General features: G+C 64.1%; 13 protein-coding genes. 2 read left to right on the forward strand and 11 right to left on the reverse strand.

Annotation, left to right across the window (positions count from 1 at the left end):
* Positions 1-65 precede the first annotated feature (65 nt).
* From HBH1_RS16230 to hemN, 10 genes are all read right to left on the reverse strand, one after another.
* Positions 66-611: a FixH family protein gene (locus HBH1_RS16230; RefSeq protein WP_102663570.1), complete on the reverse strand. Its 546-nt coding sequence runs from the start codon at positions 609-611 to the stop codon at positions 66-68.
* A 43-nt stretch (positions 612-654) separates the two neighbouring features.
* Complete coding sequence (ccoG, locus tag HBH1_RS16235) at positions 655-2,127, reverse strand: cytochrome c oxidase accessory protein CcoG (protein WP_102663571.1); 1,473 nt, start codon at positions 2,125-2,127, stop codon at positions 655-657.
* Between the two features lie 138 nt (positions 2,128-2,265).
* Positions 2,266-3,198 (reverse strand): cytochrome-c oxidase, cbb3-type subunit III, encoded by a 933-nt coding sequence (gene ccoP, locus HBH1_RS16240; protein ID WP_102663572.1) that lies wholly within the window; start codon positions 3,196-3,198, stop codon positions 2,266-2,268.
* A complete protein-coding gene (locus HBH1_RS16245) occupies positions 3,191-3,385 on the reverse strand; it encodes a cbb3-type cytochrome oxidase subunit 3 (RefSeq protein WP_102663573.1) in 195 nt (64 codons plus the stop codon). Before HBH1_RS16245 ends, ccoP begins: the two co-directional genes overlap by 8 nt.
* 4 nt (positions 3,386-3,389) lie before the next feature.
* Positions 3,390-4,004, reverse strand: coding sequence for a cytochrome-c oxidase, cbb3-type subunit II (ccoO, locus tag HBH1_RS16250; protein ID WP_006464224.1), 615 nt, complete (start codon positions 4,002-4,004; stop codon positions 3,390-3,392).
* A gap of 12 nt (positions 4,005-4,016) precedes the next feature.
* Positions 4,017-5,444 (reverse strand): cytochrome-c oxidase, cbb3-type subunit I, encoded by a 1,428-nt coding sequence (gene ccoN / locus HBH1_RS16255; protein ID WP_102663574.1) that lies wholly within the window; start codon positions 5,442-5,444, stop codon positions 4,017-4,019.
* A gap of 175 nt (positions 5,445-5,619) precedes the next feature.
* Entirely contained in the window at positions 5,620-5,793 is a 174-nt protein-coding gene (gene ccoS, locus HBH1_RS16260) for a cbb3-type cytochrome oxidase assembly protein CcoS (protein WP_006464222.1), read from the reverse strand.
* Positions 5,793-8,333 (reverse strand): heavy metal translocating P-type ATPase, encoded by a 2,541-nt coding sequence (locus HBH1_RS16265; protein ID WP_102663575.1) that lies wholly within the window; start codon positions 8,331-8,333, stop codon positions 5,793-5,795. The genes ccoS and HBH1_RS16265 overlap by 1 nt, the downstream gene beginning before the upstream one ends.
* Positions 8,334-8,335: 2 nt before the next feature.
* Positions 8,336-9,196, reverse strand: coding sequence for a sulfite exporter TauE/SafE family protein (locus HBH1_RS16270; RefSeq protein WP_102663576.1), 861 nt, complete (start codon positions 9,194-9,196; stop codon positions 8,336-8,338).
* A gap of 11 nt (positions 9,197-9,207) precedes the next feature.
* Positions 9,208-10,659, reverse strand: coding sequence for an oxygen-independent coproporphyrinogen III oxidase (gene hemN / locus HBH1_RS16275; protein ID WP_102663577.1), 1,452 nt, complete (start codon positions 10,657-10,659; stop codon positions 9,208-9,210).
* Positions 10,660-10,927: 268 nt separating this feature from the next.
* Here hemN and HBH1_RS16280 point away from each other — a divergent pair, with 268 nt between their 5' ends.
* Both HBH1_RS16280 and HBH1_RS16285 read left to right on the forward strand, forming a co-directional pair.
* On the forward strand, positions 10,928-11,896 hold the full coding sequence (locus tag HBH1_RS16280; protein WP_233207629.1) for an SMP-30/gluconolactonase/LRE family protein: 969 nt from the start codon (positions 10,928-10,930) through the stop codon (positions 11,894-11,896).
* A gap of 195 nt (positions 11,897-12,091) precedes the next feature.
* Complete coding sequence (locus HBH1_RS16285) at positions 12,092-12,772, forward strand: hypothetical protein (RefSeq protein WP_233207630.1); 681 nt, start codon at positions 12,092-12,094, stop codon at positions 12,770-12,772.
* A gap of 7 nt (positions 12,773-12,779) precedes the next feature.
* Here the strand turns inward: HBH1_RS16285 and yddG are convergent, their stop codons facing one another.
* Complete coding sequence (gene yddG, locus HBH1_RS16290) at positions 12,780-13,676, reverse strand: aromatic amino acid DMT transporter YddG (RefSeq protein WP_102663578.1); 897 nt, start codon at positions 13,674-13,676, stop codon at positions 12,780-12,782.
* Positions 13,677-13,801: the final 125 nt, after the last annotated feature.

Raw genomic sequence — 13,801 nt, forward strand, 5'->3', positions numbered from 1 at the left:
CTCCTTCAGTTATTTCATCCGTAGACTGACCGGTCTTGCAGCTGGCTTCATCGCAGCTTAGCGCATTATTCGGCCGGTGCGTAGGCCTCTGCATTCATTTCGATGCTGCGCTGTTGCGGCCACACCCAGTTGCCGTGCAACCGCCAGGCATGGCCGCCATCTTCGGCCACCAGGCGCCAGCGCGCCTGCTCCATCTCCGCCAGGGGAACCGAGAACGTTCCGTCGGCGGCAGGACGGACCATCAGGGTCCGGTCCTTGGAAGGCTGGGTCGGATGCACCAGGCTGATGATCAGGGTCTGCCCTTCCTGGCCGACCGCCGGTACTTCGCGCATCTGCAGCCGGCCCCGCAGCACGGCAGCCGCCGGGTCGTAGCCGATGCCGATGGCCGCGCCCAGGCGCTGCGCCTCATGATCACGACGCAGGTCCTTGTTGATGGCCTTGCCCTGCTTGTAATAGTCGTCGGCCACCAGCGCATCGGCGCGCGAGATGGCCAGCCAGGCGGTGAAGATGCCGGCGACCACGACCACGGCCGGGCCGGACATCAGCAGCCACGGCCAGCGATGACGATACCAGGGTGTGGCGGGGGCCAGCTTGGGGGATAAGGTTTGCATGATTTCCTCTCTACTCTCTGAACGGATGGGGACAGGTCTTGGCTCAGCGTCGCGGCACCAGGAACACGGCCTTTTCGCTGACCTGCACTGACGGCTGGTCTTCCGCCTGCAGGGCGATGCGAATCTTGTTGGAGCCGACTTCACCCGCGCCATGCGGCGCGCGCACGCGGATCGGCACCATCAAGGTCTGGGTGGCGGCCATCTCGATGGGTTCAGCCGGATCGACCGTCAATCCATCGATGCCGCTGGCGCTGATGCGGTAGCGATGACCGCGCTCATCGGTGTTGATGACCTGCAGGCGGTAGACGTTCTCGATGATGCCGTCTTCCACCTCACGTCCCATGGAGCCACGATCACGGATCACATCCAGCTTCAGCGGCGTGCGTATCCAAAGCGAGCTGGCAAACACGGCAATCACCACGCCCAGGATGGCGGTGTAGATCAGGATGCGCGGACGCAACAGGCGACGGCGGATTTCCGAGGTCGAGAAGCCCTGCTCGACGGCGTTTTCGGTGGAATAGCGGATCAGGCCACGCGGGCGCTTGATCTTGTCCATCACGCTGTCGCAGGCGTCGACGCAGGCGGCGCAGCCGATGCACATGTACTGCAGGCCCTGCCGGATATCGATGCCGGTGGGGCAGACCTGCACGCACATCGTGCAATCGATGCAGTCGCCGGCCTTGCTGCCGGTCTCCATCTTGGCGGCCCTGGCGGCCGGCATGCGCGGCTCGCCGCGGGCAGCGTCATAGGTGATGATGAGTGAATCACGGTCGAACATGGCGCTCTGGAAGCGGGCATAGGGGCACATGTACTTGCAGACCTGTTCGCGCATCCAGCCGGCATTGCCATAGGTGGCGAAGCCATAGAAGCCGATCCAGAACATCTCCCACGGACCCAGGGCCAGGCTGCCGATCTCCGGCAGCAGGTCACGGATGGGCGAGAAATAGCCGACAAAGCTGATGCCCGTCCACAAGGCCAGCGCGCCCCAGGCCAGATGCTTGGCCGACTTGCGCCACAGCTTGTCGAACGACCAGCCCTGGCGGTCCAGGCGCATGCGGGCGCTGCGGTTGCCTTCGATGCGACGTTCGATCCAGAGGAAGATTTCGGTATAGACCGTCTGCGGGCAGGCATAGCCACACCAGACGCGGCCGGCCACGGCCGTAAACAGGAACAGGCTGAACGCACAGATGATCAGTAATGCGGCCAGCCAGATGAAGTCCTGCGGCCAGAGCACCAGGCCGAACAGGTAAAACTTGCGGGAAGCCAGGTCGAACAGCACGGCCTGGCGCTCGTTCCAGTTGATCCACGGCAGCCCGTAGAACACCAGCTGCGTCAGGAACACACAAAGCCAGCGCAGGCTGGCAAACCGGCCCTGGATCTCGCGCGGGTAGATCTGTTCACGCGCGGCATACATGCGTATGACGGCGTATTCCTCCTTGCCGTCCTTGCTGTCGGCGCTCTGGGGTGGCAGGTCCCCTTCCTTGTCCTGCCCGGGTTTCGTTACGGCCTTGTCCATGGTATTGCCTGATCTGCTTTCACTCTCTGTGCGCTTCCAGACTGTGGTGAGAAGCGCCTTTCACGAAACCGCCGGGAGCGCGCAGATCTTTGTCTGCGTCAGTCCCGGCGGCGGATGACGTCACGTCGTCAAGACGGCTTACTTGGCGGCTGCATTGCTGGGCTTGTTGGACAAGCTCCACACATAGGCGGCCAGGACATGCACCTTGGGTTCGCCGAGGAACTCGCCAAATGACGGCATGGTGTTGTCGCGGCCCTTGTTGATGGTTTCCTTGATGGTGTCGATGCTGCCACCATAGAGCCAGATCTTGTCCGACAGGTTGGGCGCGCCCAGTGCCTGGTTGCCCTTGCCGCCGGGACCGTGGCAGGCCATGCAGGCCGCGAACTTGGACTTGCCCAGTTCAGCCTTGATCGGGTCATGGGCCGAATCGGACAGGCTCAGCACGTAGTTGGCCACGTTGTCGACATCCTTGTCGCTGCCCACTGCGGCGCCCATCGGAGGCATCACGCCATGGCGACCCTTGAGGATGGTTTCCTTGATGATCTCCGGGGTGCCGCCATGCAGCCAGTCGTTGTCGGTCAGGTTGGGGAAGCCCTTGTTGCCGCGGGCATCCGAACCGTGGCACTGCGCGCAGTAGGTCAGGAACAGGCGCTCGCCGATGGCATGGGCTTGCGGATTGGCGGCGACCTCTTTCAGGTCCAGCTTCATGAAGCCTTCGAACAGCGGACCGTACTGGGCCTCGGCGGCCTTGACGTCGGCATCGTGCTCGCCGGTCGAGCGCCAGCCCAGGGTACCGGGCAGGTTGCCCAGGCCTGGATAGGCGATCAGGTAACCGACCGAGAAGAAGATGGTCAGGTAGAACAGCCACATCCACCAGCGCGGCAGCGGGTTGTTCAGTTCGCTCAGGTCTTCGTCCCAGACGTGGCCGGTGGTGGAACCGGCGACCGGCTGGTCCCCCTTCTTGACCTTCCAGTTGGACTGCTGCCAGAGCAGCAGCGCGCAACCGGCAATGCCCAGCACGGTCAGGACGATGATCCAGATATTCCAGAAACCATTGGTGAAATCAGCCATGGCGCACCTCCTTGTCGACGCCTTCCGAAGCCGGCTGGCCGATATCGCCATCGGCAAAGGGAATCATCTCGGCTTGCTTGAAATCGGCGGGCTTGTGGCCGACGTAGGTCCACCACAGGATGCCGGCAAAGGTGATGAAACTGATCAGCGTGATCAGGCTGCGTGGATCGGTAATCATTTCAATCATGGTCTTATCTCTCCGCCTTGATCAGGATGCCCAGGCCCTGCAGGTAGGCGATCAGCGCATCCTGCTCGGTCTTGCCGACCAGTTCGGCCGGGGCGTTCTTGATGTCTTCTTCGGTGTACGGGTCGCCGATGCGCTTCAAGGCCTTCATGCGCGAGACGATGTCGTAGTTGTCCAGCTTGGTCTGTTCCAGCCACGGGTAGGCCGGCATGTTGGACTCCGGCACCACGTCGCGCGGGTTGTGCAGGTGGGCACGATGCCATTCATCGCTGTAGCGGCTGCCGACGCGGGCCAGGTCAGGTCCGGTCCGCTTGGAACCCCACTGGAAGGGGTGGTCGTAGACCGATTCGCCCGCCACGGAATAGTGGCCATAGCGCTCGGTCTCGGCGCGCAGCGGGCGGATCATCTGCGAGTGGCAGTTGTAGCAACCCTCGCGGATGTACACGTCGCGGCCCGCCAGGCGCAGCGCCGAGTAGGGCTTCAGGCCGGCGATCGGCTCGGTGGTCGATTTCTGGAAGAACAGCGGCACGATCTCGGCCAGGCCGCCGACGCTCACCACCAGCAGCACCAGGCCGATCAGCAGCCAGGGGTTCTTCTCGATCCATTCATGCGAAAACTTCATATTTCCCCCAAATCAGTGCGCAGCGTTGGTCACGGCAGGAATCGGTGCGACGGCCAGTTCGGTGCCGCGCATCGTGCGCCAGGTGTTGTAGGCCATCACCAGCATGCCGGACAGGTACATCAGTCCACCCATCAGACGGATGATGTAGTACGGATAGGTCGCCTTGACGCTTTCCACGAAGGTGTAGGTCAGGGTGCCGTCGCTGTTGACGGCGCGCCACATCAGGCCTTGCATGACACCGGCGATCCACATCGCGGCGATGTACAGGACGATGCCGATGGTGGCGACCCAGAAGTGGATCTCGATGAGGTCCTTGCTCCACATCTGGGTCTTGCCCGACAGACGCGGAATCAGGTAGTACATCGCACCCATGGTGACGAAGCCGACCCAGCCCAGGGCACCGGAGTGCACGTGGCCGATGGTCCAGTCGGTGTAGTGGGACAGGGCATTGACGGTCTTGATGGCCATCATCGGACCTTCGAAGGTCGACATGCCGTAGAAGGACAGCGACACCACCAGGAACTTCAGGATGGGATCGGTGCGCAGCTGGCTCCAGGCGCCCGACATGGTCATCATGCCGTTGATCATGCCGCCCCAGGACGGTGCCAGCAGGATCAGCGAGAACACCATGCCCAGCGACTGGGTCCAGTCAGGCAGTGCGGTGTAGTGCAGATGGTGCGGACCGGCCCACATGTAGGTGAAGATCAGCGCCCAGAAGTGCACGATCGACAGGCGATAGGAATAGACCGGACGGTTGACCTGCTTGGGGATGAAGTAATACATCATGCCCAGGAAACCGGCGGTCAGGAAGAAGCCCACCGCGTTGTGCCCGTACCACCACTGGATCATGGCGTCCTGCGCGCCGCTGTACATGGAGTAGGACTTGGTCATGGTCGCCGGCATGGTCATGCCGTTGACGATGTGCAGGATGGCCACGGCGATGATGAAGGCACCGTAGAACCAGTTGGCCACGTAGATGTGCTGCACCTTGCGCTTGACGATGGTGCCGAAGAACACCACCGCGTAGGCGACCCAGACCACGGCGATCAGGATGGTCAGGGGCCATTCCAGTTCGGCGTATTCCTTGCCACGGGTGAAGCCCAGCGGCAGCGAGACCGCCGCGCCGACGATGACCACCTGCCAGCCCCAGAAGGTGAAGGCGGCCAGGAAGTCGGAGAACAGTCGTACCTGGCAGGTACGCTGCACGACGTAATACGAGGTTGCCATCAGCGCACTACCGCCGAAGGCAAAGATGACAGCGTTGGTATGCAAGGGACGTAGCCGGCCGAAGCTCAGCCAGGGAATCCCCATGTTCAATTCGGGCCATGCCAGCTGGGCGGCGATGAACACGCCGACCAGCATGCCGACTACGCCCCACAGGATGGTCGCCACGCTGAACTGGCGCACAACCTTGTAGTTGTAGCTATTTTCTTTGCTCACGAAACTCTCCCCACTATGTTGAGTACTGATCAACGCGAGCTTACGGGTCGAGTTCCCCTGGGGCATTGACGTGTATCAAAGCGGGGAGAAGCATGAAAACAAAGACGGATAAACAACAGGAAAAACGCAGGAAAAAGACGGTATCTGCCCCCAGGGACAGGCTTGGAGGAAGGACTCAGGGCGCGCCTGGAGCATCCTTGCCGGGGACGGCATCGTCGTCATGGAGGATGCGCATGGCCGGACCTTCCAGGTCATCGAACTGACCACTATCGGAGGCGCGGAAGAAGATCCAGATCGCCACGAACACCAGCAAGGTGCTCAAGGGAATGAGCAGGTAGAGCGCTTCCATCAGACACCTCCTGCCAGCGCCGGCGCGGGCGCAGCGATGTCGCTGGCGGCCTCGTCGACAGCACGCCCGGAGCCGCGTGCGCGGCGGCTCAGACGCAGGGCATTGCCCACCACCAGCAGCGAACTGAGCGACATGCCCACCGCCGACATCCACGGATCGAGCAGGCCGAAGGCAGCGGCGGGGATGGCCAGGAAATTGTAGAGGGTGGCCCACACCAGGTTCTGCCGCACGATGCGCATGGTCCGCTGCGCCATGCCGGCGCAATCGGCCACGGCCTGCAGGCGGTCGCTGATGATCACGGCATCGGCACTGATCTGCGCCAGCGCCGCGCCCTTGCCCATGGCAAAGGAGACATCGCCGGCACGCAGCATGGCCGCGTCGTTGATGCCGTCGCCGACGATGGCCACCACCGCCCCGCCCTGCTGCAACTGACGCACGTAGTCCAGCTTGCCTTGCGGCGTGCATCCGGCGACCACATCGGTGATGCCTGTTGCGGCGGCGACGTCGGCACACACCTCGGGCTGGTCGCCGCTGAGAAGAATGGTGCGCAACCCGAGCCGGCGGAACGCGGCCACGGTGGCCACGGCATCGGGCCGCAGTGCATCGGCCAGGTCGAAGCGCGCCAGCCAGCCGGCACTGCTGCCCAGGTACACCGCGCCGGCACCGGCTGCCACCGGCTGGTTCAGTGCATCGGGCAGGACGTCACCCGCGATGTCGGCGACGAAGCGGCGCGCGCCGATGCGGTGGATCACGCCGTCGATCTGACACTGCATGCCGGCCCCGGTCACCGATTCCAGCATGGTGACGTCGACCGGCCGGACCTGTTTCGCCATCGCTTCCTGCACCAGCGCGCGCGCCAGCGGATGCAGGCTGCCACGCTCCATGGCGGCGGCCATCGCCAGCATCCGCGACTGCGGCGCTTCACTCCAGAAGGCGGTGAGTTGCGGCCGCCCCTGGGTCAGGGTGCCGGTCTTGTCGAAGACGATGGTATCGGCGCGTTGCAGGGCTTCCAGCACATTGCCGCGCACCACCAGCGTGCCTTCGCGCAGCAGCCGGTCGGTCGCCGCCGCCAACGCCGAGGGCGTGGCCAGTGACAGTGCGCAGGGACAGGACACCACCAGCACCGCAATGGCCGTGGCCCAGGCGCGCGAGGGATCGATCAGATGCCAGGCAAGGAAGGTCGCCGCCGCCAGCAACAGCAAGGCGACCACGAAGCGCGAAGCCACCAGGTCCGCCCACTGCGCCAATGCCGGCTTGCCCTGCCCGGCCTGTTCCGCCAGTCGCGTGAGGGCGGCCAGGGTACTGTCGCGGGTGGTGCGTACCACCCGCAGCAACACCGGCTGACTCAGGTTGACGGCGCCACCGGGGGCCTCCTGGCCAGGCTGGAAAGATTGCGGGCGACTCTCGCCGGAGAGCAGCGCCAGGTCCAGTTCGGTCTCGCCTTCGATCAGGCTGGCATCGGCCGCGATGGTGTCGCCCGGTCGGGCCAGGATGACATCGCCGGGCTGCAGTTGCGCGGCTGCCACCAGCGTGGTGTCGCGTTGTTGCGGATAGCCGCCCAGCACCAGGGCCGACGCCGGAAAGGCTTGCTGCATGCGCTCCAGCGCCGAGGCCGAACGACGCCGCGCCGCCGTCTCCAGATAGCGGCTGGCCAGCAGCAGGAAGATGAACATGCTCACGCTGTCGAACCAGATCTCGCCCTCGCCGCGCCAGGTGGCGATGGCGCTGCCAGCGAAGGCGGCGGCGATGCCGATGGCCACCGGCAGGTCCATGCCCGGTGCGCGCGCACGCAGGCCGGCCCAGGCACCGGTGAAGAAAGGCAGGGCCGAATAGAACACGGCAGGAATGGTCAGGAACAGGCTGGCCCAGCGCATCAGCGACATCATGTCGGGATCGATACCTTCATGCGTCATGTAGACCGGCACGGCGTACATCATGACCTGCATCATCGACAGCCCGGCGATGAACAATTGCCGGAACAGGCGACGCGAGGCGCGCCTGGCCTGCTCGCCCTGGCGCAGGGGATCGAAGGGATAGGCGGTGTAGCCCAGGCCACGCAGACCGCGCAGGATGACGGAGGTGGAGCACAGCGCCGGATCACGGCGGATATGCAGACGGGCGCTGGCGACGTTCATCTCGGCCATACGGATGCCGGGCAGACGCGCCAGGTATTTTTCGATCAGCCAGACGCAGGCTGAACAGCGCAGGCCATCAATGGAGAGCACCAGTTCTGCGGCCTGGTCGTCGGTAGCGGGGGCGTCGTGATGCTGCGCCTGCAGGGGCAGGTCCACCAGCGCCAGTTCCGGTGGCAGCAACTGTTCAGGATCGACGCGTGCCGAGGGCACCGTGCGACGCAGGTAGAAATCTTCACACCCGCTATCGACGATCAGACGGGCCACGCTCTGGCAACCCACGCAGCACATCGCGCGCGTATGGCCACCGATTTGCAGCGGCCAGGTCTCCCCGGCCGGTACCGGTTGACCGCAGTGGAAACACGGGTTCCCCTCCCCGCTCCCGTCGCCCTTATCGCTGCCGTTCATGCTCAAGCTCCATGTCCTGGCGTGATGCAGAACACATCGATCCAGCCACGGGCGATGCCCATGCCGCCGATCTCGGCGGCACGCAGCAAGCCCAGGATGCCGAATGCCAGCACGATCACGCCGGCCGCGCGGCGGACTGCCGGCCGTGACGCCAGTTGCCGCAGGCGTGCCCCGGACAAACCCGCCGCCAGCAACACCGGCAGGGTGCCGGCGCCGAAGGCCAGCATGGTCAGCGCACCCTGCACGGCGCTACCGGCCATCAGGGCAGTGAGCAAGGCGCTGTAGACCATCCCGCAGGGCAACCAGCCCCACAGGCTGCCCAGCAGCAAGGCCTTCTGGGGCGTATCGACCGGCACCAGGCGTGCCGCATGCGGACGCAGGCGCGCCCAGAGGCCGCTGCCCAGCTGTTCGATGCGGGTCATGCCCGTCCACCATTGGGTCAGGTACAGCCCAAGCAGAACGAGGACGAGATTGGTCATCACATAGGCGGCCGTCTGCGCCGGTGCCAGCCAGCCTAGCACGTCCGCACCCCGCAAGAGCCCGGCTGCGATGCCACCAGCCAGGGCACCTGCCAGCGCATAGCTGGAGAGGCGACCGAGGTTGTAGCTCAACACACGTACCAGGTCCTGCGTGAAGACCGGGACGGTGCCAGTGCTACCGCCCGCAATTTGGATGGGAATGACACGGCTAAGAGCCCCGGGCTCAACCGCGCCGAGTGCGGAGGCCGACAGCGTGACCGGTGTACGCGCCGACGCGGCCCGGCCCGGACCTGCCGAACTGAGCGCACCGACGATGCCGCCGCACATGCCGATGCAATGGACGCTACCCATCAGGCCCACCAGGAAGATCGGTAGCAGGTTCACGTCGACTCCACTCAGACCGTCTGCGAATAGCGCTGTGGTGCATCCTTGTTCTGGCTCGCGGCCTTCTCGCGATCCTGCGTCAGGTAGCGGTCGAAGACCATGCAGATATTGCGGATCAGCAGGCGGCCCTTGGGTTCGACGGTGATCCACTCGGGTTCGATCTTGATCAGACCGTCTTCTTCCAGCTGCTTCAGCTTTTCCATCTCGGTAGCGAAGTATTCGCGGAAGACGATGGGATAGGCGATTTCCAGCGAATTGATCGACAACTCGAAGTTGCACATCAGGCGCTGGATGATCAGGCGACGCAGCACATCGTCCATGCCCAGCTGGATGCCACGGGCGATGGGCAGGGTCGAGTTTTCCAGACGGGCATAGTAGTCGTCCAGGGTCTTTTCGTTCTGGCTGTAGCTGCCGCCAACGGCGCTGATGGCCGAGACGCCGCAGGCCACCAGGTCGGTTTCGGAATGGGTGGAATAGCCCTGGAAGTTGCGGTGCAGACGCCCCTGCTGCTGGGCGATGGCCAGGTCGTCGGTCGGCTTGGCGAAGTGGTCCATGCCGATGTAGACATAGCCGGCTGCCGTCAGCTGGCGGATGCACAGGGACAGCATGTCCAGCTTGCTGTCGGCGCTGGGCAACTCGTCTTCCTTGATCTGGCGCTGGGTCTTGAACAGCTGCGGCATGTGCGCGTAGTTGTAGACGGCGATGCGGTCGGGGCTGGCGGCGATCACCTTGGTCAGCGTGCGCGACATCGACATCACGTTCTGCCTGGGCAGGCCATAGATCAGGTCGATGCTGACCGAACGGAAGCCGGCGTCACGCGCGGCCTGGATGATCTGCAGCGTCTGTTCTTCGGATTGCACGCGGTTCACCGCCAGTTGCACTTCCGGGTCGAAATCCTGCACACCCAGGCTGACGCGATTGAAGCCTTGCTCGCGCAGCTTGTGGATGCGTTCCACCGACACGGTGCGGGGATCGATTTCGATCGAGTATTCCCCCACGTGATCAGGCGCCAGAGCGAAGCAATGACGGATGTGGTCCATCAGGTCCGTCATCTGTTCGTCCGAGAGATAGGTCGGCGTACCGCCGCCGAAATGCAGCTGCTCGACCTGGTTCATGCCTGAGAACAGCGAGCCCTGCATGCTGATCTCGCGCTTGAGGTAGCTCAGGTAGAGCGCCGCCTTGGAGCGATTCTTGGTGACGATCTTGTTGCAGGCGCAGTAGTAGCAGATGGTGTCGCAGAACGGAATGTGCAAATAGAGCGACAAGGCGCGCCAGGCGCTCATGCTGCGACGGTCGGAGACCGCATGCAGGTAGTCAGTCACGGCGAAGTCGTTGGAAAAACGATCAGCCGTGGGATAGGACGTATAACGCGGGCCACGCTGGTCCATTTTGCGCAGCACGCTCTTGTTCATGCCGGCGAGACTGGCGGAAGGATGCAGGGTGGACGGATGGGCGACTTGCATGCGATGCTCCTGGCCGGCCGCCGCGCCGGACTGACGCGGCGCGCACATGCGCTGGGCCGCGAGCCCACCGGGCGAGCTGGTATTGACTGGAGCTTGCAGGATAGTCACTTCATACCCGGACTACATTGATATGCATCAAAGGGCTAGCCAGGTCCTGCTTCTGCCGTCCGTCCCGTCCCTTTTCTGACGCGGCATGGCCACGGGTTATCATCCTGTCCAGCATAGTATCGCCCTGCAATCACGACAGGCTACAGACCAAGGAGACTCCATGACCACCCCTTCGCTCGCCGCTTCGCCTACCTGTTCCCCCTTCCCCTCCAGCCTGCCGGCCAACCCCTACGAACATTGCGATCCCCGCTTTTCCAGCCTGATCGTCCCCAGCGCCCGCCTGGACTGCCTGCACGAGGGCAGTCGCTGGACCGAGGGCCCGGTCTATCTGCCGGCCACCGATGAACTGATCTGGAGCGATATTCCCAACAATCGCCTGCTGCGCTGGTCGGAAGGCGCAGGGGCCGGCGTGTTCCGCCAGCCCTCCGACTACAACAACGGCAATACCCTGGACCGCGAGGGCCGCATCGTAGGCTGCCTGCATGGCGCGCGTGCCGTGGTGCGCACCGAGCATGATGGGCGCCGCACGGTGCTGGCTTCGCACTGGCAGGGCAAGCGTCTCAACTCCCCCAACGACGTAGTGGTCAGGTCGGACGGTTCGATCTGGTTCACCGACCCGGCCTATGGCATCGACAGCGATTACGAAGGCCACAAGGCCGACAGCGAGATCGGTGGCTGCCACGTCTATCGCATCGACGGCCAGAGCGGTGCGCTGACGCCGGTCAGCCAAGATTTCGAGCGCCCCAACGGGCTGGCCTTCTCGCCGGATGAAAAGCTGCTCTACATCGCCGACACCGGCCGCACCCATCGCGCCGACGGGCCGCACCATATCCGCGTCTTCAACGTCGGCGACGATGGTCAGCTCAGCGGCGGCCGTGTCTTCGCCACGATCACGCCCGGCCTGGCCGACGGCTTCCGGGTCGATGCGCTGGGCAATGTCTGGACCAGCGCCGGCGACGGCGTGCACTGCTACGCGCCGGACGGATGCCTGCTGGGCAAGATCCGGGTGCCGGAGGTGGTTTCCAATGTCTGCTTCGGCGGGCCGCGTCACAATCGCCTGTTCATCACGGCCACGACCTCGCTGTATGCGATCTACCTGGCCGTCAATGGCGCCCGCCGGCCGGGTTGACGAAGCGACATCAAGCCGGGGTGAAGCGAGCCCGCACTGTGGCGTAAAGGGAACGCGACCGTTTGCCGGGGCCTCCCTTTCATTGCTTTTCGGCACTGTCGCGCTTTACACCCTCTCCCCCTCAACCATAGGCTGCGATGGTCAGGTCTGCATCTGCCTGAACCATCACTTTTCTATTATCCCGGGGGATTCTTCGTGCACCGTCTTCATCTTTCCTGTGCTTGCCTCATCGGACTGGGCGCCGCCAGCCTGGGCAGCGTTCATGCCGCCAACATCGGCCTCAGCGGCGAGGTCGGCACCACCGGCGTGGGCGTTCACCTGAGCGTCCCGCTGGCCCAGCAGCTCAATGCGCGCTTCGGTGTCAACTACTTCGATTACTCGTTCAATTCCAGCACCAATGACGTCAATTACGACGCCCGGGCCAAGCTGCGCACCTTCGATGCCTTGCTGGACTGGTTCCCGTTCGACAACGGCTTTCGCCTCTCGGGCGGCGTGATCTACAACGGCAACAAGATCGACGCCACCGGCAAGCCCAAGGCCAACGGTATCTACACCATCAACGGCAATGTCTATACGGCGGCCCAGGCCGGCCAGGTGGATGGCCGCATCGATTTCAAGAAGTTCGCGCCCTACCTGGGCCTGGGCTATGGCAATGCCGCGGCGCCCAACCGCGGCTGGGGCGTGACGGCTGATCTGGGGGTCATGTTCCAGGGCAATGCGTCGACCTCGGTCAGCAACTCGGGATGCAACGCCACCGCTGCGCTGTGCGCCCGGCTGGCCACCGACGTCGCGGCGGAAAACGCAGAACTCAGCGACAAGGTGCATGGCTACAACCTGTATCCGGTCGTCCGCATCGGCGTGAGCTACAGGTTCTGATCCGGACCTAGGCCACGCCAGCCTGGCTGCGCGTGGCCCGCCAGCACAGGATGGAACCGCCACACACCAGCGCCGCGCCGACCCAGAACGAGGCCGGCAGCGGTGCCTGCAACAGCAGCGCCGACAGGGCCGACGACAATACCGGAATGAAATAGGACGCGCCCGCCAGCACCGTCACCCTGCCGTGCAGGATGCCGACGTTCCACGCCGCATAGCCCAGTCCCATGGCGGCCGCCGCCAGCAGCAGGTAGACCAGCGCCGACAGGCTCAATGACATCTCCCCGGCATGACCACCCAGCAGGAACTTGCCCCACAAGGCAAGCGCCACCAGCATGAAAAACGGCGTCACGCCGTTCTGGCCGCCGGCCATGCGGGTCGTCACGGTGCAGTAGGCGGCCCAGATGAAGGCGCCGGCGAAGGCCAGGCCATAGCTGAGCGGATTGTCCTGGATGTTGACCAGCATGCCGGCCACGTCCAGCCCCTGGTCGCCACCCAGCACCCAGCAGATCCCCAGCATGGAAAGAAGAAAGCCCGGCACCACCAGCAGGCTGGCCCGCTGCCCGCCGAACAGGATGGCCGCAATCATGGTGAAGGTCGGCCAGAGATAATTGACCATGCCCACCTCGATGGCCTGGCGCCCGCTATGGGCGTAGCCGATCGACAGTGACAGGCATAACTCGTAGGCCACGAACAGCACGCTCCCCCACAGCAGGTATTTGCGTGGAAAGCTGGACAGGCGCGGAAAACCCACCGACACCAGCAGGATCACCGAGGCCACCGTATAGATCGCTGCCGCCCCGCCGGTGGCGCCCAGATGTTCGCTCACGCCACGGATCAGGCCGACGATGGCGCTCCAGAGAACGACGGCGGTCAATCCGATCAGGGTTGCCTTGTTGCTGTTCATTACACCTGCCCAAAAGCGCAGAAGTGTACCTCAAGGCCGCCGCCATGCGGCCAGGCCGGCGGGCAGAGGCGGCACTATGCTAGAATCTTGCCCCTTCCGTGTCTGGTTCAGCCGTTTTAATTTAG

The organism is Herbaspirillum sp. BH-1, from assembly GCF_002870055.1.
In the GTDB taxonomy this organism is placed as follows: Bacteria; Pseudomonadota; Gammaproteobacteria; order Burkholderiales; family Burkholderiaceae_D; genus Herbaspirillum; species Herbaspirillum frisingense.